The sequence below is a fragment of the Kluyvera intermedia genome (assembly GCF_034424175.1).
Lineage (GTDB): Bacteria > Pseudomonadota > Gammaproteobacteria > Enterobacterales > Enterobacteriaceae > Kluyvera > Kluyvera intermedia.
This window is the reverse complement of record NZ_CP139986.1, coordinates 2,311,466-2,331,870: the sequence shown is the minus strand read 5'-3', so window position 1 is coordinate 2,331,870 and position 20,405 is coordinate 2,311,466. Positions and strand designations below refer to the sequence as shown.

General features: G+C 54.9%; 13 protein-coding genes and 2 pseudogenes. 9 read left to right on the top strand and 6 right to left on the bottom strand.

The window, feature by feature from the left end:
* Window positions 1-28 precede the first annotated feature (28 nt).
* Window positions 29-581: pseudogene (locus U0026_RS11270) on the top strand (alpha/beta hydrolase).
* Window positions 582-606: 25 nt separating this feature from the next.
* Here U0026_RS11270 and U0026_RS11265 read toward each other — a convergent pair.
* A complete protein-coding gene (locus U0026_RS11265; protein ID WP_062773741.1) occupies window positions 607-1,401 on the bottom strand; it encodes a YdcF family protein in 795 nt (264 codons plus the stop codon).
* A gap of 350 nt (window positions 1,402-1,751) precedes the next feature.
* On the opposite strand from U0026_RS11265, the gene U0026_RS11260 reads away from it, so the two are divergent.
* The 5 genes from U0026_RS11260 (at window position 1,752) to U0026_RS11240 (ending at window position 7,824) form a co-directional block, all read left to right on the top strand.
* Complete coding sequence (locus U0026_RS11260; protein ID WP_062773768.1) at window positions 1,752-3,074, top strand: MFS transporter; 1,323 nt, start codon at window positions 1,752-1,754, stop codon at window positions 3,072-3,074.
* Between the two features lie 197 nt (window positions 3,075-3,271).
* On the top strand, window positions 3,272-3,703 hold the full coding sequence (locus tag U0026_RS11255; protein WP_062773743.1) for a MarR family winged helix-turn-helix transcriptional regulator: 432 nt from the start codon (window positions 3,272-3,274) through the stop codon (window positions 3,701-3,703).
* Window positions 3,703-5,355, top strand: coding sequence for an MFS transporter (locus tag U0026_RS11250; RefSeq protein ID WP_062773744.1), 1,653 nt, complete (start codon window positions 3,703-3,705; stop codon window positions 5,353-5,355). Before U0026_RS11255 ends, U0026_RS11250 begins: the two co-directional genes overlap by 1 nt.
* A gap of 22 nt (window positions 5,356-5,377) precedes the next feature.
* The gene (locus tag U0026_RS11245) at window positions 5,378-6,463 is read left to right on the top strand and encodes an HlyD family secretion protein (RefSeq protein ID WP_062773746.1); all 1,086 of its coding nucleotides are present in this window, start codon (window positions 5,378-5,380) and stop codon (window positions 6,461-6,463) included.
* Window positions 6,460-7,824 (top strand): efflux transporter outer membrane subunit, encoded by a 1,365-nt coding sequence (locus tag U0026_RS11240; RefSeq protein WP_062773748.1) that lies wholly within the window; start codon window positions 6,460-6,462, stop codon window positions 7,822-7,824. Before U0026_RS11245 ends, U0026_RS11240 begins: the two co-directional genes overlap by 4 nt.
* A gap of 102 nt (window positions 7,825-7,926) precedes the next feature.
* Here the strand turns inward: U0026_RS11240 and hrpA are convergent, their stop codons facing one another.
* Window positions 7,927-11,829: an ATP-dependent RNA helicase HrpA gene (gene hrpA, locus U0026_RS11235; RefSeq protein ID WP_062773750.1), complete on the bottom strand. Its 3,903-nt coding sequence runs from the start codon at window positions 11,827-11,829 to the stop codon at window positions 7,927-7,929.
* 200 nt (window positions 11,830-12,029) lie between these two features.
* Here hrpA and azoR point away from each other — a divergent pair, with 200 nt between their 5' ends.
* Window positions 12,030-12,632, top strand: coding sequence for an FMN-dependent NADH-azoreductase (gene azoR / locus U0026_RS11230; protein WP_062773752.1), 603 nt, complete (start codon window positions 12,030-12,032; stop codon window positions 12,630-12,632).
* A 152-nt stretch (window positions 12,633-12,784) separates the two neighbouring features.
* On the opposite strand, the gene U0026_RS11225 is transcribed toward azoR, so the two are convergent.
* Both U0026_RS11225 and U0026_RS11220 read right to left on the bottom strand, forming a co-directional pair.
* Window positions 12,785-13,195 (bottom strand): GFA family protein, encoded by a 411-nt coding sequence (locus U0026_RS11225; protein ID WP_062773753.1) that lies wholly within the window; start codon window positions 13,193-13,195, stop codon window positions 12,785-12,787.
* A gap of 11 nt (window positions 13,196-13,206) precedes the next feature.
* Entirely contained in the window at window positions 13,207-14,073 is an 867-nt protein-coding gene (locus tag U0026_RS11220; protein ID WP_062773754.1) for an aldo/keto reductase family oxidoreductase, read from the bottom strand.
* Window positions 14,074-14,540: 467 nt separating this feature from the next.
* On the opposite strand from U0026_RS11220, the gene U0026_RS11215 reads away from it, so the two are divergent.
* Entirely contained in the window at window positions 14,541-14,981 is a 441-nt protein-coding gene (locus U0026_RS11215) for a SymE family type I addiction module toxin (RefSeq protein WP_082806303.1), read from the top strand.
* Between the two features lie 170 nt (window positions 14,982-15,151).
* Window positions 15,152-15,325, top strand: a pseudogene (locus U0026_RS11210) (SymE family type I addiction module toxin); the annotation flags it as partial.
* A 63-nt stretch (window positions 15,326-15,388) separates the two neighbouring features.
* On the opposite strand, the gene U0026_RS11205 reads toward U0026_RS11210, so the two are convergent.
* Window positions 15,389-15,595 carry a hypothetical protein gene (locus U0026_RS11205; protein ID WP_073971091.1) on the bottom strand — a complete coding sequence of 69 codons (207 nt, stop codon included), beginning with the start codon at window positions 15,593-15,595 and terminating at the stop codon, window positions 15,389-15,391.
* 5 nt (window positions 15,596-15,600) lie between these two features.
* A complete protein-coding gene (locus U0026_RS11200) occupies window positions 15,601-20,397 on the bottom strand; it encodes an RHS repeat-associated core domain-containing protein (RefSeq protein WP_082806304.1) in 4,797 nt (1,598 codons plus the stop codon).
* Window positions 20,398-20,405 lie beyond the last annotated feature (8 nt).

Genomic DNA, 20,405 nt, shown 5'->3' with positions numbered 1-20,405 from the left:
CAGCGAAACCCATAAGGACATCATCAACATGGACGATCAGGACACACTTTGTTCTCGCATGGCTCGTGCCGCTCGCTCATCCACAACCTTCTCAATCTGGCCTGGCGGTGATGCGCCGGGGGCCCAACCCAGCCCGGTATCACTGTTTCTGGAAAACGATCATACCGGCAACAGCGCATTCGACCGGGCGGTAACGGGAGTTCGCGCCCCTGAAATCACGGTTTATCGACCTGAAAAGCCTAACGGTATCGGCATTCTAGTGACGCCTGGTTGGTCATGCCGGTTCGCGGATGGAACTGATTGGCGCGCAGCCAGAAAGTGCGCAACGTGAACATTATTCGCTGGATAAACGGGTAGGCCACAACACCCCGCCGACATTTTTATTGCATGCCGTTGATGATCCGGCAGTGAAAGTGGAGAACAGTCTGGCGATGTTTAATGCTCTGCACGCCCATCAGGTTCCTGTGGAAATTCATCTGTTTGAACAGGGGCGCCATGGCTTTGGGATCCGCGATGCACAGGGTTTGCCGGTGGCAGAATGGCCACGGTTATTGATGAGCTGGATTGAGACCAAAATGTAGAGGCTGGGGACACCTGCAACATACATCAACTCAGATGACGGCTCGCCAGTAACGGCTGAAGATGGGGATCAGCGCTTAGCAATAACCACGCAGCTTCTATTTCATCTGGAATATCAACGTGGGCAATAAATCCTTTCCCGCGTGGGCCGTATCCTTCAGCATTATCGCGCAGACGCGGCAGTTCACCGATAATCAGCGCCAGATAACGCGCAACGGGCCATAATCCCTGGGCCGGTTGCCGCCAGCTAACGCCCTTCACCGTATTCTCCAGCACCGGTTGATAACCCGGATAGCTTAGCCATTCAGGCGCATCCGCCTCTTCTTGCCACACGCGGGCAAAGGTCGCCATCGTGCGCCGTTGCATGGTGGGATCCTGAACTACCGTCGCCCGCTGTACAGGAATGCCCTTTTCTACAAGCGTCCGTCGGGTAAACCACGCGTTCTCGCCGCAGTTGGTCGACAGGTCTTCCACCACAATACGTTCACGCGGAATGTGCCAGAATCGATGGGCTATCTCTGCCAACAGCCGCGCTTCGGGCTGACCCTCAATACTCAGCGAGCAATAACGCGGATGCTGGGCGATAGCCTGGTAGAGAAAATCCGTTGAATGGCCGATGCCGCCACTGATAAGCAACGTGCCGCCATTCTCACTCGCCAAACGACAAGCCGCGTCGATGGTCGGCATCACGGCGTTTCCCGCCATGACGATCAGTTGAGTATCCTGAATGTCGGGTTGTCCGGTGAAATCATTCTGCGCCAGCCAGCCACCCAGTTGATTCGCAGCCGTCAGTACTTCCTCAGGTAAATATGACTTGTCCATTACTCTTTACTCCCTTCCAAAGGCAACCAAGCAGAACATTTGCACAACCAACCAATTTGTAACATTTTTGAAATAACCAGAAACGTCTAAAAACAATGCGGTTGCACCTGAATTATGTGCTGATTATTTTTTCATTTATAGCATTACACATCACCTGAAAGACAAAATGCAGTCATAAATAACAAAAAAGAGACGTAACTTAACTCACAAATTCCCACGCCAGGCTTGCCAAAAATCATTCGCATATCTAGTTTGCTTAACAAACACACAACCTTTTTCACCATTCTGGTTGCACCCATCGTTAAAAAGGTGACACCGAATTTTACCCAATGTGGCGGGAGTTATTCTTCATGACAATACAAGAAAGCAGCACCACAATCCTGAAAAAAAATAAAAGGGTTTTGATTGCTAGCCTGACGGGCAGTTCCATTGAATGGTTTGACTATTTTCTGTACGGCACAGCCGCCGCGTTGGTCTTCAACAAGATCTTTTTCCCGATGGTCGACCCGGTCATTGGCCTGATTCTCTCCTACCTCTCCTTCTCGCTGACCTTCTTTATCCGTCCGATTGGCGGCGTGATTTTCGCCCACATTGGCGACCGTATTGGGCGTAAAAAAACATTGGTCATTACGCTGTCGTTGATGGGAAGTGCAACCGTCATGATTGGCCTGTTGCCAACCTACGATCAGATTGGGATCTGGGCACCCATCCTGTTAATTCTGATGCGCATTATTCAGGGCATCGGTATCGGGGGTGAATGGGGTGGCGCGCTGCTGTTAGCCTACGAGTATGCGCCCGAAAAACGCAAAGGGTTCTTCGGCAGTATTCCGCAAGCGGGCGTGACCATCGGGATGCTGATGGCCACCTTTATCGTTTCACTGATGACGATGTTCAGCGAAGAGCAGTTCCTCTCCTGGGGTTGGCGTATTCCATTTTTGATGAGCGCAGTCCTGGTGCTGGTTGGTCTGTGGATCCGTAAAGATATTGATGAAACGCCTGAATTTAAGAAGGTAAAAGAATCGGGTCAGGTTGCCAAGGCGCCGCTGCGCGAGACCCTGACTCATCACTGGCGTGAAGTCATTATCGCGGCGGGGCTGAAAGTGGTCGAAACCGCGCCGTTCTATATTTTCTCCACCTTCGTGGTCAGCTACGCCACCACAACGCTTGCCTATCAAAAATCGCAGGTGCTTGAAGCCGTGACGCTCGGCGCATTAGTTTCAACGGTGATGATCCCGTTAATGGGGCTGTTATCCGATAAAATTGGTCGCCAGCGGATGTATGCCATCAGCGTCGTTTTGCTGGGGCTGTTTATTGTCCCGTGGTTCTTACTGCTAAATACCGGCACCACCTGGGGCATCATGCTCGCGACAGTCATCACCTTCGGCATTTTGTGGTCGCCTATCACCGCCGTGCTGGGGACACTGTGCTCAGAAATTTTCAGCGCCAATGTCCGTTATACCGGGATCACGTTGGGCTATCAGATTGGTGCGGCATTAGCTGGCGGTACCGCCCCGCTTATCGCAACCGGACTGCTGGCAAAATACGACGGTGACTGGGTCCCTGTCGCCTGGTATCTCGGCGCGACGGTCGCCATCTCGCTAACGGCGATTTTCTTCGCCAGCCGCAGTAAACGTCAGAACGCGGTGATTAACGCGCAAACCAGCCAGGTTTGACCGGCACGATATGCCCCTCTCCCTTTCTAAGGGAGAGGGATCGAACGGTGCGCCTACAGATGTTGCCGCGTAAATCCGAGGAACTGGCAACCTAAACGATTCATCTCAGACTCTGCTTATTTTTATATATTCACTTGAATTATGTTTTGCGACGAGCATAAACTCGTTAGAGCTCTAATGATTATGAAAACGTCGCTATGGATAACCGTCAGTTAAATTTCTCCCACCTCCTCTACCTCACCGCCCATCACTGGCGGCTGGCGGTTGATCGTCGGCTAAAAGATCTGGGTATGAGTCAGGCAACCTGGGTAGCCGTCGCGGCCATTGCGCGCAACGAACATCCGCTCTCGCAATCTGAGCTGGCGCAAGAACTGGGCGTTGAAAGTGCCACCGTGGTGCCGCTGATTAACAAACTGGTCGAGCATGGGTTAGTTGAACGCATTCTCACAGAGCGTGATAAGCGCAAGCGTCTACTCATCGCCACGGACAAAGGAATGGACCTGTTTCATCAGGTAAAAACGGTCGCCGATGAGCTGCGTGAAGAGATTCTGACGGCCATCACCCCGGAAGAACAACAGCAGACTTATGACGTGCTCACAAAACTATTACGCGAAGTGGAGAAGAAATAATGTCGCCTCCCCGTCGCGATCCCTACGCCCCGCATGATTGGGCGCCACATGAAAAACCGGCTATTCTCGGTTCGCCATCGACACCTATCCATAGCGCCCCGCGCCGTGTGGCCTATGGCATCGTCGGCTTGCTGGTCTGTTTGACCGGGGCGCTGGGTAACGCTGTCGTCACCGCCAACCTGCAAAACCTTCAGGGCTCATTCGCGGCCTGGTCCACTGAGATTGCCTGGCTTCCGGCGGTATACGTGATGACCAACGTGTCGATAAACCTGCTGCTGGTGAAGTTCCGCCAGCAGTTCGGTCTACGCGCGTTTACCGAGGGTTTTCTGGTGCTTTACGTGCTGGTCACCTTCTTTCACCTGTTCGTCAACGATCTGAGTTCTGCGCTAATGGTGCGCGCCGCGCACGGAATGGTGGCGGCGGCGCTCAGCTCGCTGGGGATTTACTACCAGGTCCAGGCGTGGCCGGCGAAACATCGCCTAAAAGCCCTGACTATCGGCATTACCGGCTCGTCGCTGGCCATTCCTCTTGCTCGTCTGTTCTCGACTGAACTGCTGCAAATTGATGAGTGGCGCGGGCTCTATTTCTTTGAATTGGGTCTGGCGCTGGTGTCGCTAGCTTGCGTAATTGCCTTAAAATTACCGCCCAGCGATCGCAAAAAAGTGTTTGAGAAAAAAGACTTTATCACCTTTATCCTGCTCGCTCCCGGCATGGGACTTATCTGCGCGGTACTGTCATTGGGTCGCCTGGATTGGTGGTTTGAAGCGCCATGGATAGGCTGGTCGCTGGCCACTGCCATCGTGCTGATTGTCAGCGCGATGGTTTTTGAACATAACCGCAGCAACCCACTACTCAATACGCGCTGGCTATCCAGTGGCAGTATTTTGCGTCTGGGGCTGATTATGGTGCTAATCCGCATTGTGCTGGCGGAACAGAATACAGGTGTCATTGGCTGGCTACAGTACGTGGGGCTGCAAAATGAGCAGATGACCACCCTGGCATGGTCTATTTTCGCGGGGATTACCTGCGGAATTATCGCCAGTTGCCTGACCCTCAACCCTGCCCGCTTGTACTGGCCTATCGCTACCGCGTTGACGCTGATCATGGTGGCCTCGTTGCTCGACAGCCAATCCACCAGTCTGACTCGCCCGGATCAGCTGATGTTAAGCCAGTTCCTGCTTGGCTTTGGCAGTGCCTTTTTCCTTGCTCCGGCCATGATTGCCGGTATTGGTGGCGTGATAGCCGACCAGCGTAACCTGGTCAGCTTCTCTGTACTGTTTGGCATGAGCCAGAATATCGGTGGTCTGCTCGGTTCAGCCATCCTCGGCACTTTCCAGACCTGGCGGGAGAAGTTCCATTCAAGCCAGCTCGCGGATCAAATCACCACCTTAAATCCGCTCATTAACGAGCGGTTGCAACAGTACGCGCAACAGTATCAAAGCCAGATTGGCGACAGCACGCTTTTAAACGTGCAGGCCAACGCTTTACTGCAAACCGCCTCGACGCTGGAGGCCAATATTCTCGCCTACAATGATACCTATCTGCTGACTGCGGCCATCTCCGCCGCCACGCTGCTGTGGGTATTCTGGCGATTGATAAGACTGCGAATTACCGCTCGCGTCGCGCTTAAACGGGCGACGGGCAGCAAATAATAACAAGAGATCTGGAGTCGTTATGAGTCAGCAGGATGCGGCCAAGCAACAGGCCAATACCCGCAACAACATTCGCGTGGTATCGATTTTTACAGCGGCAGCCATCGGTCTGGTCGGCGTACTGGTTATCCTCTATGCCTGGCAGTTACCGCCGTTTACCCGCCTTAGCCAGTTTACCGATAACGCTTATGTGCGCGGGCAAACGACGTTTATTAGCCCGCAGGTCAGCGGATACGTGACTGGCGTCAACGTGCAGGACTTTAATCAGGTCAAGAAAGGCCAGGTCCTGTTTCAGATTGACGACCGTATCTATAAGCAACGCGTGCACCAGGCTCAGGCACAACTATTGATGAAAGAAGCGGCGCTGAAAAACAACCTCCAGCAGCGCAAAAGCGCCGAGGCGGTGATTGCGCGTAACGACGCCGCGCTGCAAAACGCCCGCTCCCAGAACCTGAAAACACAGGCGGATTTAAAGCGTGTGCAGGAACTGACCGCCGACGGTTCATTATCAATTCGTGAACGTGACTCCGCTCGCGCCAGCGCCGCACAGGGCACAGCCGATATTGAACAGGCGAAAGCCACACTCGAAATGTCGCGTCAGGACTTGCAAACCACTATCGTGAATCGAGATTCGCTTGAAGCGGATGTCGCCAGTGCGAAGGCCGCCCTGGAACTGGCCGATATCGACTTGCAAAATACCCAGATTATCGCCCCCACCGACGGTCAACTCGGGCAAATCGCCGTGCGCCTTGGCGCGTACGTGACTGCCGGAACGCACTTAGCGCCGCTGGTGCCGCCGCATCATTGGGTTATCGCCAACCTCAAAGAAACTCAGCTTGCCACGGTGCGCGTGGGTCAACCGGTGACCTTTAGCGTAGATGCGTTAAGTAGCGAGAAATTCAAAGGCACGGTGCAAAGCATTTCCCCGGCTACCGGCGTGGAGTTCAGCGCCATTTCACCAGATAACGCCACCGGTAACTTTGTCAAAATCGCCCAGCGTATTCCGGTGCGAATTGCGGTCGATGACGGGCAGAAAAATAGCCAACGCCTGCGTCCAGGCATGTCGGTACAGGTGACGATTGATACCCGCGCGGAGGCGAAGAAATGATCCGCCCCGTCACCCTGGCCTTAGCGCTCGCGCTGGTCGGCTGTCAATCGGCAGATATCCCGCGTGCTGAACCCACCCTGACAATTCCTGCGGCCTGGCGCACAGATATCGGGCCCGCCAGCCCAGTGGAGGCCGTCTGGTGGCGCAATTTTCATGACGGCGCGCTGAATCAGTACGTTGACCAGGCACTGCGTTATAACAGCGATGTATTAATCGCGCGCGAGCGAGTAAATGAGTACCAGGCACGGGTTTACGCGGCAGATGGTAGCCTATTCCCTACGCTGGATCTGGGATTAACCGGCACCCGCGCCCGGGCGCAATCGGCAGCGACCGGCCAGCCGATTCATAGCACGGTGTACAAAGGTGGACTGACCGCCAGCTATGACGTCGACTTGTGGGGCGCGAATCGCAGCGTATCTGACGCTGCCGAAGCCAGCCTTGAGGCGCAAAAAGCCGCCGCTTCTGCGGCTAATCTTACCGTGGCAACCTCGGTATCGGTGGGTTATGTCACGCTGCTGTCGTTGGATGAACAACTCCGTGTTACCGAGCAGACGCTAAAATCCCGGGAAGAGGCCTTCAACCTGGCAAAGCGTCAGTTTGAAACGGGCTACACCTCACGGCTGGAATTGATGCAAGCGGACTCAGAGCTACGCGCCACTCGCGCGCAAATACCGCTGCTGCGCCATCAGATAGACCAGCAGGAGAATGCCTTAAGCGTGCTCATCGGTAATAATCCCGGGGCGGTGCGTCGCAACGAATTTGGTCAACTGACCCCGCTATCGCTTCCTTCACAGCTACCCTCGACGCTGTTAAACCGTCGGCCTGATATCGTGCAGGCGCAGCGCCAGCTAGTCGCGGCAGATGCTACGCTCGCTTCATCACAGGCGAAGCTACTGCCGTCGATAAACCTCACCGCTACCGGCAGTTATCAGGACCGTACCCTGCCGGACTTGCTGGATAATCCACTGCGATTATGGAGTTTTGGCGGCAGTATTCTCGCCCCGCTTTTGAACCGTCAGGCGCTAAACGCGCAGGTGGATGTCTCGATGGCACAGCGTAATCAGGCGCTGTACGGTTATGAGAAAACGGTACGCGGCGCGTTCAGAGAAGTGAACGACAGCCTCGATGCTATCACCCGTTATGGCGAGCAGTTAAGCGAACTGCAAGGGCAAGAGGCCGTCGCTCAGGAAACGCTGCGTATCGCCCAGAACCGTTATCGCAACGGATACTCATCCTATCTGGATGTGCTTGATGCCCAGCGCACGCTGTTCTCAACGCAAATCAGCGTGGTGCAGGTGAAAAATAACCTACTGCTGGCGCAAATAGACCTTTACCGCTCGCTGGGCGGTGGCTGGACTTAACCCGTAGGCCGGATAAGGCAACGCCGCCATCCGGCAATGTGCACGGACTTGCCCGATGACGCTGCGCTTATCGGGCCTACATACTGAAGCGCCACCGTGCATTTAGGCGACGATCTGCTCCATCGCCTGCAAGATACGCTTATCTGAAATCGGATACGGCGTTCCCAATTGCTGAGCAAAGAAGCTAACGCGCAGCTCTTCAATCATCCAGCGGATCTCCTTCACGTCGTCATCTTCACGGCGGGCAGGCGGCAGTTTGTTGAGCCACTGCTGCCACGCCTGTTGCACGCTCTCCACCTTCAGCATTTGCGCGCGGTCGCGATGTGGGTCGACGGCCATTTTCTCAAGGCGCTTCTCAATCGCCTGTAAGTAACGCAGCGTATCACCCAAACGGCGGAAGCCGTTACCGGTGACAAAACCACGATAAACCAGGCCGCTCATCTGCGATTTGATATCCGACAGCCCCAGCGCCATGGTCATATCGACGCGCCCTTTCAGCCGTTTGTTAATGTTGAATACCGCCGTCAGAATCTGCTCAACCTGTTTGGCAATGTCCACCACCGTTTCGTTGAGGTCGGCACGCACTTTTTCTTGCAGCGCATTAAAGCCCGCTTCTGTCCACACCGGACCGCCAGCCTCATCAATCAGCTTGTCAACGCCGCAGGAAATACAGTCGTCAATCAGATCCAGCACTTTGCCGTACGGGTTAAAGTACAGACCCAGCTTGGCTTTATTTGGCAGCTTCTCGTGCAGGTATTTAATCGGCGATGGGATGTTCAGCAACAACAAACGGCGCAGCCCGCGCCACATCATCTGCTTCTGTTCCAGTTCGTTATCAAACAGTTTAATCGCCACGCTGTCACGTTCATCCACCAGCGCAGGCCAGGCTTTCACCTTATAGTTTCCGCGCTTTTGTTCGTAACGTTCCGGTAGGTCGCCGAAGCTCCAGATATGCAGCCCATTCTGTTCGATACCGTCGTCGGCCACCGCCGACAGCGTCTCCTGAACTTTGCCTTTCAGCGCATCTTTCAGATCCTGTAATACACGCCCTTCCTGCAATTTCTTGTTTTTATCATCAACCACACGGAAGCTGATTTTCAGGTGATCGGGCACCTGATCCCATTGCCAGGCCTCGCGGTCTACGGTGACGCCAGTCATACGGCGAAGTTCACGTTCTAGCGAGTCAAGCAACGGCATTTCCAGCGGCGTGACGCGCCCCAGGAAAGCTTCGGCATAGTTCGGTGCAGGAACAAAGTTACGACGCACCGGCTTCGGCAGCGATTTGATCAGTGCAATAATCAGTTCACGTCGCAGCCCCGGAATCTGCCATTCAAACCCGGCATCTTCTACCTGATTTAGCAGTGGCAGCGGAATATGCACCGTCACGCCGTCCGCATCCGTACCCGGCTCGAACTGATAGGTCAGTCGCAGCTTGAGATTGCCCTGATGCCAGAAGTTCGGGTAGTCCAGCTTACTGACCTGCTCCGCCCCTTCTTTAATCAACATGCTCTTTTCAAAGTTGAGCAAATCAGGTGTTTCGCGGCTGGCCTGTTTCCACCACTTGTCGAAATGGCGTGAGGAAACCACATCATGGCTGATGCGCTGGTCATAAAACTCAAACATCGTCTCGTCATCGACCAGAATGTCGCGACGGCGCGATTTATGCTCCAGTTCTTCGATTTCTGTACGCAGCTTGGCGTTGTCGCGGAAGAAAGCATGACGCGTCTGCCAATCGCCCTCCACCAGCGCGTGGCGGATAAACAGCTCGCGGCACAACGCCGGGTCAATCTGGCTGTAGTTGACCTTACGCGCCGCCACAATCGGCAGTCCGTAAACGGTGACCTTTTCCGTCGCCATTACCGCGCCCTGCGCACGCTCCCAGTGCGGTTCACTATAGGAACGTTTAATCAGATGCTGCGCCACCGGCTCCACCCATTCCGGGTCGATACGTGCGGCGATTCGTCCCCACAGGCGGCTGGTTTCCACCAGTTCGGCCACCATCGTCCATTTTGGCGGTTTCTTAAATAAACCCGAGCCTGGGAAGATGGAGAAACGCGCGTTACGGGCGCCGGTAAATTCCTGCTTATCCGTGTCTTTCATGCCGATATGCGACAGCAGACCGGTCAGCAACGCAACGTGAATTTCACGGTATTCCGCCGGTTCGCTGTTCACCGGAATGCCCAGTTCTTTCACTACCTGACGCAATTGAGTGTAAACATCCTGCCACTCCCGCACCCGCAGATAGTTGAGGAAATCGAGCTTACACTGGCGACGGAACTGGTTCGACGACAGCGCTTTTTGCTGCTCGCCCAGGTAGTTCCACAGATTCACAAAGGCGAGGAAGTCCGACTCTTTATCGTGGAAGCGGCGGTGTTTTTCATCAGACGCCTGCTGTTTATCCATTGGGCGCTCGCGCGGATCCTGGATGGAGAGCGCCGAGGTGATGATCATCGCTTCCCGCACGCAGCCGTGCTTCTGCGCTTCCAGCACCATTCGCGCCAGACGTGGGTCAACCGGCAATTGGCTGAGTTGGCGGCCCATTGGCGTCAGTTTGTAAGCGGTTTGCTGTTCGTCGGTGGTAATTGCGCTCAGTTCTTCGAGCAGGCGCACACCGTCCTGAATATTGCGTTTATCCGGCGCTTCAACAAACGGGAACGCGGCGATATCGCCCAGACCCAGCGCCGTCATTTGCAGGATAACTGAGGCCAGGTTGGTGCGCAGAATTTCAGGGTCGGTAAATTCCGGACGCGACAGGAAGTCGTCTTCGGAATACAAACGAATGCAAATCCCTTCCGACACACGACCACAACGGCCTTTACGCTGGTTGGCGGAAGCCTGTGAGACCGGTTCAATCGGCAGACGCTGCACCTTGGTGCGGTAGCTGTAGCGGCTGATACGCGCGGTACCCGGGTCAATCACGTACTTAATACCCGGCACGGTCAGCGAGGTTTCAGCTACGTTGGTTGCCAGCACAATACGGCGTCCGCTATGCGACTGGAACACACGGTTCTGTTCGCTGTTCGACAGCCTGGCGTACAGCGGCAGAATTTCGGTATGCCGCAGGTCACGCTTGTTCAGCGCATCGGCGGTATCACGAATTTCGCGCTCGCCACTCATAAAGATCAGGATATCGCCCGCGCTTTCACGACCCAGTTCATCGACAGCGTCGAAAATCGCCTGCAGTTGATCGCGGTCGACATCGTCGGCCTCTTCAACAATTGGCCGATAACGGACTTCAACCGGGTAAGTCCGGCCGGAGACTTCGATAATCGGTGCATTATTAAAGTGGCGCGAGAAGCGCTCCGGGTCGATGGTGGCCGAGGTGATGATAATTTTCAGATCGGGCCGACGCGGCAATAGCTCTCGCAGGTAGCCCAGCAGGAAGTCAATGTTCAGGCTACGTTCGTGCGCTTCATCAATAATGATGGTGTCGTACTGCATCAGTAGACGGTCTTGCTGAATTTCAGCCAGCAGGATACCGTCGGTCATCAGCTTGACCATGGTGTTATCGCTGACGTGATCGCTAAAACGCACCTTGTAACCGATACAGCCGCCCGGCTCGGTTTTTAGCTCCTCAGCAATACGATTCGCCACGGTACGTGCCGCCAGACGACGCGGCTGGGTGTGGCCGATAAGACCTTTAATACCACGCCCTAACTCCATGCAGATTTTCGGTAGCTGCGTGGTTTTACCCGAACCGGTTTCCCCCGCCACGATCACCACCTGGTGGTCGCGCACGGCATTAAGGATGTCTTGTTTCTTCTGGCTAACCGGCAGGTTTTCCGGGTATTCAATCACCGGGCGTGACGCTTCACGCAGCAGGACTTTACCAGCAGCCTGTTCAATTTCTTGCGCCATCTCCTGAATAATGGCTTGTTGAGCATCAGGATTTTTAACCTTTTTAACGCCATGTAAACGGCGGGAAAATCGCTGTTTATCCCGCAGCATCAGCGTTTCAAGACGCTGGCTTAACATGGCGAAGGTGATTTTTTGTTGTTCAGTCATAGTGTTATTGGGCAGCTTACTGCCAGGAAAAAGCTCTTATAAAGTATGGTCGTAGCGTACCACATTCGCGCATTTCTTGCCTTGTTCAAAAAAACTGACAATAGAATTCGATATATTGCGCTATCCCTGTGGCAGGAATGTGAATAAAGTGTCATCAAGCAACAGGGCACCGCCCGTCAATCAAATATAAGGAATTACCTATGAGCAAAGTATTGGTTCTGAAATCCAGCATCCTGGCAGGCTACTCTCAATCAGGTCAGCTGTCCGACTATTTTGTTGAACAGTGGCGTGAAAAGCACTCTGCTGATGAAATCACCGTGCGTGACCTGGCGGCAAACCCAATTCCGGTGCTGGATGGCGAACTGGTTGGCGCTCTGCGTCCAAGCGATGCGCCGCTGACGCCACGTCAGCAGGAAGCGCTGGCGCTGTCTGACGAGCTGATTGCTGAACTGCAAGCTCACGACGTGATTGTTATCGCCGCGCCGATGTACAACTTCAACATCCCAACGCAGCTGAAAAACTACTTCGACCTGATTGCTCGTGCTGGCGTGACCTTCCGTTACACCGAAAAAGGCCCTGAAGGCCTGGTGACCGGCAAACGCGCTATCGTGCTGAGCAGCCGTGGCGGTATCCACAAAGATACCCCAACTGACCTGATCACCCCATACCTGAACGTGTTCCTGGGCTTCATCGGTATCACCGATGTGAACGTGGTCTTCGCTGAAGGTATCGCTTACGGCCCGGAAGTGGCTACCAAAGCGACCGCCGATGCAAAAGAAGTGATCGACAGCCTGGTCGCGTAATCGCACCCCGCATCACCAAAGCCCTGCGCTCACACGCAGGGCTTTTTGCTATGTCGCTTTGTAGCCCGGCCAAGCGCAGCGCCGCCGGGAACTGCTCGGTATAACATTTTACTCCGAGCCTCCCCGGAGTCGGCATAAACGCCTCGTCCAGGCTACTTCTTGTCGTATCGCAAATACCCGACTACTCCACCGCCGCCACCGTCTTTCGGATGACTTACTCCATCGTGAACCTCAATGCAGGGAAAATCGAACGGGGACACATCTTCAATGCAGGCGACGTTGACGCCATATTGCTGCGGGTTAGAACGGCGCTGATGAAAGGTGTAAATCCCGCACACTGAACAAAAATAATGCACAGCCTCCCCGGTATTAAAGCGATACTCGGTCAGCTTATCCTGCCCACGCAATATCGTTATCCCGCTGAGCGGCGCAGATACCACAACCGCGCCGCGCATCCTGCAATATGAGCAATTGCAGCGCCGGGCAGTATTAAACCCATCGCTCAGTTCAACGGTGAAAGCCACCGCACCGCAGTGGCATTGAGCCGCACGTTTTTCTGCCATGAAACCTCCGATCAGGCGTTGTCGACAATCCCATCAAGCGTCGCCAGCACGTCAGGTGACAATGTCAGCTCTGCCGCCGCCATATTTTCACGTAGATGCGCCACGGATGAGGTACCCGGTATCAGCAGGATATTCGGCGAGCGATGCAACAACCAGGCCAGCGCCACCTGCATTGGAGTGGCATTCAGCGTGCTGGCAACCTCATTCAACGTTGACGATTGCAGCGGTGAAAAACCGCCCAGCGGGAAGAACGGTACGTAAGCAATGCCATCACGAGCCAGTGCATTAATGAGCGCATCATCACCGCGATGCGCAATGTTGTACTCGTTTTGCACACAAACGATATCCACAATTTTACGTGCTTCAACCACCTGCGCGGTGGTGACATTACTCAGCCCGATGTGCTTCACCAACCCTTGCTGCTGGAGCTCAGCTAATACATTAATTGAAGCTTCAATCGAGCCTTCGCGCGGCCCATGACCGTCACCGATCATCACGCGCATATTGACCACATCCAGCGCATCAAGCCCCAGATTTCGCAAGTTGTCGTGTACCGCCTGTTTGAGCTCTTCTGGCGAAAATGCCGGAAGCCAGGATGCATCATCACCGCGACGAGCACCAATCTTGGTGACAATGACCAGATCGTCGGCGTAAGGATGCAGCGCTTCGCGGATAATCTGGTTGGTGACGTGAGGACCATAAAAATCGCTGGTATCAATGTGGTTCACGCCAAGTGCCAGCGCTTCACGCAGCACGGTAATTGCCGCATGGCGGTCTTTGGGCGGGCCAAAAACACCCGGACCGGCGAGTTGCATCGCCCCGTAACCGAGGCGATTCACAAAGTGGGAACCAAGGGAAAACGTGCTGTACTGGTTCATAACGTCCTGCCTGTATCATCATGATGAATGTGAAGACAGTATAGAAAGCCTGAGTGGGAAGATACTGTGCCTTTTATGCCATTTTGTAACCAACGTGAGGATTCTGGGGAGCGTATGAGCCTCATGACAAAATACATCTGCCAACGAGGAAGTAGATTCTATTTCTGCGAGTCGCTTTCAGAAAAACGGGATTGTCTGCGTTGGTTGGGCGTTGTATCCTTTTGTTGCGTCCGCAAAATCAGACGCCGGGATTGACCTCCTGAATACTCTTAGTGGCGACACAATGCACATCTGTGCTTTTTTTGTGTCGTGCGTATGGTCACATCTCAATGGTGGGCCAGGCAGGGGCATCGCAAGATGCACCGGTGTCAGTGAGGCCGGTAATGCTAACTCTGTCTGGTTCCGCCACCCGTGAAATTAGCATTTCCAGTGGTGGAAGTTATTGATTACTCACTGGAGGCTGCCCTATGGCTACGATCCTCAACTCTGACGGCACAGTCGGTAATACCGACCCAACGGTTCCTGCCACTCACGTTAAACACTCAACGCCCCCTCAATCACCATCACGTTCAAAAAGAGTGAAACCCTCGACCATGGCGAACTGTGATTCCGATTCCGTGCCAGATTTTACCCACTGCGAATTTTACTCAACCGTTGGCGAGCATGCGATCCGCCTACATGGCGAATGGATGCCCCTGGCCGGATTTACGGAAGGAACACCGTTAAAAATCCGCGTGATGAAAGACTGTATTGTGATTACAGCGCAAAACACCAACGAGCTATGGGGCTGCATTGAAGGAATGAGCGTAACGGGTACTAACAAACAGAAAGTTCAGGCCTGGCTGAAAACCTTCCCGGGGACACTGCATGATGCCGGGGATATTCCGGCGATAAAACGCGGAAGATGATGAGTGGCTCCCGGTGATAAACCGGGATCTCATATTACTCAGCATTATATTTATATAATCTGAGAGATCGACATAAAATAAAAAAGTCGTGCAGCCCCGCTCTCATTATCAATGAATTATTACTCAACTATTTCCACACAAGACCAGTGGCAACTGCAAAAAAACACCCTGGGTTTTGGCTGGATTATAAAGAGGCAGGACTTGATACCGGGCGGGGCGTGACGGTGAAGATTTCGGAGGGGGGCCTGACCATCATCGCTGACAACAACGAGATGCAGGAATTGCGTGAGCAGCTTTATCAGTCTAAACAGGCAGTTAGGGGGATTAAAGACGTGCTTGTTTAGTGGAATGAACAAGAGTTAAATAATAAAAAGCCGGGAAGAATTAATTTCTTGCCCGGCTTTTTATCAGCAAAAGTGAAAATAAATATCACTTATTAAGTCACCATCCACTTGATCGACAGTTCTGATTTTGACTTTATTAAAATCCGCCAAAATACCTTTTACTGGCACATCAGGCTTTGATATATCATCATAAAATGGTTCTCTTTGACTCTCCGGAACATACGTGTTTATTAAATAAGCAAGGTTCTTTCGTAATTCATCATCTGTCATGGCATTTACTCTGGAATAACACTAATACGTTCAAAAATAATAGGGTAATTATGTTCTATCGGTAGCAACTGTAATACCCCACCTTTGCCATACTCAGGATATGCGCTGGTAAAAAGCTCATATCCAGGCCCTCTTCCACCATTGGCTAGTGGGACTTGAACCTGAGGCACACCATTTTTATAAAGTTGTAATGTATCAAACTCTCCTAATAGCCGCGCATCACTCCATGAATCAGGGTTACCTTTCTCATAAAATATTTGATAGGCATCTCTGGCTTCATGTCCAGAGTTATATTTGGTATACCCGAAGTAACTTAATGGAGCCGAATTATTTTCCATTGTCTGTGCAGCATATTTGCTATTCATATACCGGTAAGCGGTAGAAGGCATAGTCGATCCAGGACCACCAGGCCCAACATAAAAATCAGGTTTCCCTTTACTTAAAGGTATAGAAGTCGCCGCCAAACCAAGCGGATCAACCCACCCACACGGATTCCCCACATACCGGTAAGTCTGCTCCCCGCCACCCAGCCCCAGCGGGTCACTCACCAGATACATCCCACTTTCCGGCTCGTAGTACCTGAACCGGTTATAGCACAGCCCCGATTCCGCATCCCGCCACTGCCCGGCGTACAACATCCCCGGGTCGGCTTCCTCATCCTCCCGCCTTCGCGGTGTACCGTCATCATGAGCGGCGGCAATCAGCCGCCCCCACAGCGTCGTTTCCGCCGGACGTCTGACCACATCACCTGTGCTGTTAAAGAACATCAGTGGGCGGCCCGTCGGCTCGCTCACCGCATGGCTTGTCCGCGTCACCCACCTGACCGGCTCTGTCGGATGTGCCTGTCGCGACCGGCTGTATTGCTGGCTCAGCAGTTCATAACCGCTGAACACCAGGTGACGCACGCTGTACAGCGTATCATCACGGTATTCCCGGATTTCCGCAATACTGGCGCCGTCCCACAGGTAGGTGGTACGCAGCTTTTTAGCGTCGCAGCGCTTTTCGGTTCGCCTTCCGCTGCCGTCGTAGCGATAGTCCCACTGCTCGCCCGTGGCGCTGCGGTAGCCCGTCAGCTGGTCACGGCTGTCCCAGCGAAACTGCTCCTGCTCTGGCCGGTAGCCGTCGCGGTGGGTAGTACGGCTGACCATCCGCCCTGCCGCGTCATACTCATACGTCCGGTTTCCGGCACGGTTCAGACGGTGGCCTTTCTGGTACTGCGCGTCGCCCTGATAGCCGCAGCTGTCGTAGCGGTAAACCTCATCGTGCGCACCCGCGTAACGGCCGCCGCCCGTCACCTTAACTTCCGTGACCTGACCGTTACGGTCAGTCTGATACTTTCGCCGCGTTTCGCTGCCCGTTTCGCCACATTCGCTCAGCGCACTGAGATTGCCCGCGTTATCGTATTGATATCCCCGGCTCAGCGAGGCGTAAAGTGACGTGCCGCCTTCCGGGTAATGCCCCGCCCGCTGGGACAGTAACTGACCGGCTTCGTCCCATTCATGCTCCTCGGCAAAACCCCGGCTGCCGACACGGCGGATTTCCCGGCCCGCCTCATCGCGTGCGAATGCCAGCATTTCCCCGCCCGGCAGCACCACCTGCACCAGCTCGCCCGCGGGGTTGTAGCGGTACGTTGTCTTCAGTAGGGTTTCGTCCGGATGCTTACCATCTTCCGGCGGCAGAATACAGCGCGTCACCGTCTGCGCATCCGGGTAATGGTACTCAATCGCCCGTTTGCCCTGCGTGACCACCTGGACCCGGCCCCGTTCATCGTAGCCGGTGCGCTGCTCTGAGTCCGGACTGAATATCGCCGTCAGCCTGCCCGTTTTGTTATACGCGTAGCGCGTTTTCCCTTCCGGCGCGGTGACCGTCGCCAGACGGCCCGCGGCATCGTGACCGTAACGGAGAGTCTCATCGAGACCGTTCGTTTTACTCAGGCTCAGGCCGTCCGGGTCGTAGGTGTACCGCCAGCTGACCCCGCCCCAGTCATGCTCTTCCGCCACCCGTCCCATCGGGTCCAGCACATAACGGTAGGACTCACCCTGCGGACTGATAACTTCGGTGAGTTGCAGGGTGTCTTTGTCGTAACGATACTGCCAGCGGTGGCCTTCGCCGTCGGTGCGCGACACCGGTAAATCAAACGGGCCATAGCCCATCTGCCACGGCACGCCGTTGCCGTCCGTGTAGGTCAGCAGGTTACCGTGGCGGTCGTACGCAAATCCTTCCGCCCCGGAGCCGCTGCGCTGGAGTCCGCTCAGCTTATGGTGTTCCTGCCATTGCAGCCGTGCATCCTGCACACCGGGGCCACGGACGTGCACCGGCAGATCGTGGCCGTTGTACTCCGTCTGCTGAGACCGGCCCATCACGTCAGTGACCGTCTCCACCCGGTTGTGGTGGTCGTAGCTCACGCCAAGACGGTGCTCATCGCGCCGGAACACACCGGATAACAGCCCCTGAGGCGTGTACTCCAGCCGGGTCTCCTCGCCCTGCGGTGACACCAGACACACCGGCAGACCGCGCTCATCACAGCGCTGCGTCCACGTCTGACCGCCCGGATCCGTGGCCGCACTCAGCAGACCGCGTTCATCATAGGCGTACTGCCATACCGCGCCGTCCGCCGCCGTATAACGGGTGAGCTGACCATGTGACGTATCGTACTCAAAACGCTCCAGCCTGCCCGCCGGTGACAGGCGCGCCAGCAGGTGGTGGTACTCATCCCACTCAAAGGTGGTCAGACTGCCGTCCACCGCCTGCTCCTGCAGAATGTTGCCGTGAACGTCATAGCGGTAATAGCTGGTGCCTTTGCCGTCTGTGACTGAGGTGATACCGTCGGCATACGCCAGCGTCGCCTGATAGTAACCTTCCGCACCGCCGGTGGAGACCACCCGGCCCAGGCCATCGTAGGTAAATCCGCACCAGGTCTGGTTGTTATCTGACCAGCGGATAAGCCGCCCGGCAGCGTCGTAATCGTAAAACAGGTGATAGCCCAGACGTGCATCCGCTTCCGTCAGCCTCCCCACTTCATCCTGCCGGTAGGTCGCCAGGGTCTGGAGGCCGTTATCGGTGCGCAGAATATTTTTGAGATAGCCGCTGTCGTGGTAGGTCAGTCGCAGGCGGATCCCGTCCGTATGGCTTACGCCGGTCAGCCGGTACTGCGCGTCGCGCTCAAAGGTGATGCGGTTGCCGCCGGTGTCGCTCATCGCACCCAGCAGGTACATGCGGTCTTCAGCCGAATGTGCCAGACGCAGGTTCTCCGCATCGTCCGTGACCTGCTGGCGCAGGCGGTAGCCCGCAAACGCATCGTAAAAGAAGCGGCTGCTCAGCGAGTCGCGGTCAAACAGTTCCAGATAATCATCGCGCCGCCGCAGAATAAACTGCGCATGATACGGGTTCACCGCCGTGTCGCTGTCGCCTTCAAAGGCGAAACTCAGCGTATCGCCAAGGGTGATGATATCGACCCGGCTTCCACGGGCACGAACCCAGGCATAATCGCTCCAGGAGTCCCCCCAACTGAGGCCAGTCAGGCCATGAAGCGGCAGAACGGAGCTGTGGAAGCGGGTAAAGGAAAGCGGTAACGTCTGGCCCAGAGTGAAGTCTGTGCGTTCGTCGCAGAAGGCGCCGGTGACTGGATCAACTGGATCTTTCACCCATTTGACGACCTTCCCCCAACCGCTTTTTAGTTTGCCGCCGGTACGGGCCACCAGGCTACCCAGCTTCGCACCTGCCAGCGTGCCCAGCCTGCCGAGTTTAGCTGCCAGACTCGCAATTTTTCCTGCCAATGCCGTCGGCGGCAGCAGAAAACTCGCTATCGTGATTGCCCCCAGTATCTGCCGCTGCCATGGCGCGAATTCTGGCTGGATCTCCAGATAAGTCACCTTCCCGCCGCCGATAAAAACGTTTTCCGAGCCTTCAACGATGGCAGCACTACACTCCAGCTTGTCACCCTTTCGCGCTGCGGGTTGGTTGTTTATAAACACATTGCTGCTGCCCTGCGCTATCCGCGGTGGTTTGAGTTCTTTGGAACAAATTGCTGTGTCCATCCCTGCTTCCGGGAAGTTAACATCTTTTTCGATTTCGCCGCGGCCTCCAACCATCTCCGCAAACTTCATAATGATGGGGCCGCAGGGTAATAACAGCGAGACACCGGCATTCAGCCGATCCATGAATCCGGCGTTGCCGTCTGCCACCGTCATTGCTGCTTGCACTGGGGCCAGCGCCAGTTCCTCAGCCTTCTCCAGCACCGCATCAAACAGCGCTTCGGCTTTATCTCCCCATCCCGGCTCCTCTTCAGGTGGAGCAGGTATTGAATTCGGCGGTGGAGGCGGCGGTAGCGTGACTGCTGCTCTGGCGGCTGGCTTTTGGTTAATGAAGACGTTTTTCGAGCCGGTGTTGATGGCGCCATCCGGGTCAAAGCAGCTGTTTATCTTCTCCTCCAGCCACGATTTCGCCATTTCCACATATTCGTCAGCCCAGTAACTGCCGTACATCAGGGCGGGAATGATCACTAGCAGCGCTCCTGGCCCTGCGAGAGTACACGCCGCGATAATGACGCAACCTTCTGCAATCGTGACGACAGCCCCCAATAGCGCGCCCGCTAATGCACCAAGAAAACTCTTGTGCTGAATTTTATCTCCCAGCCTTGCTGCCTGCGGCGTTTCTGACCGTGAGGCCAGCATCTGAGAAATAGTTTTATCATTTGCCGCGCGCTGCTTTTGGCTGACGGCCATCGCCTGAAGCGACTTTTGCCTCATTGCCAGCGAACCACCGGCATTCGCCCCCTGAGGGCCTCCCTGTCCTTCACTCATACGTTGTT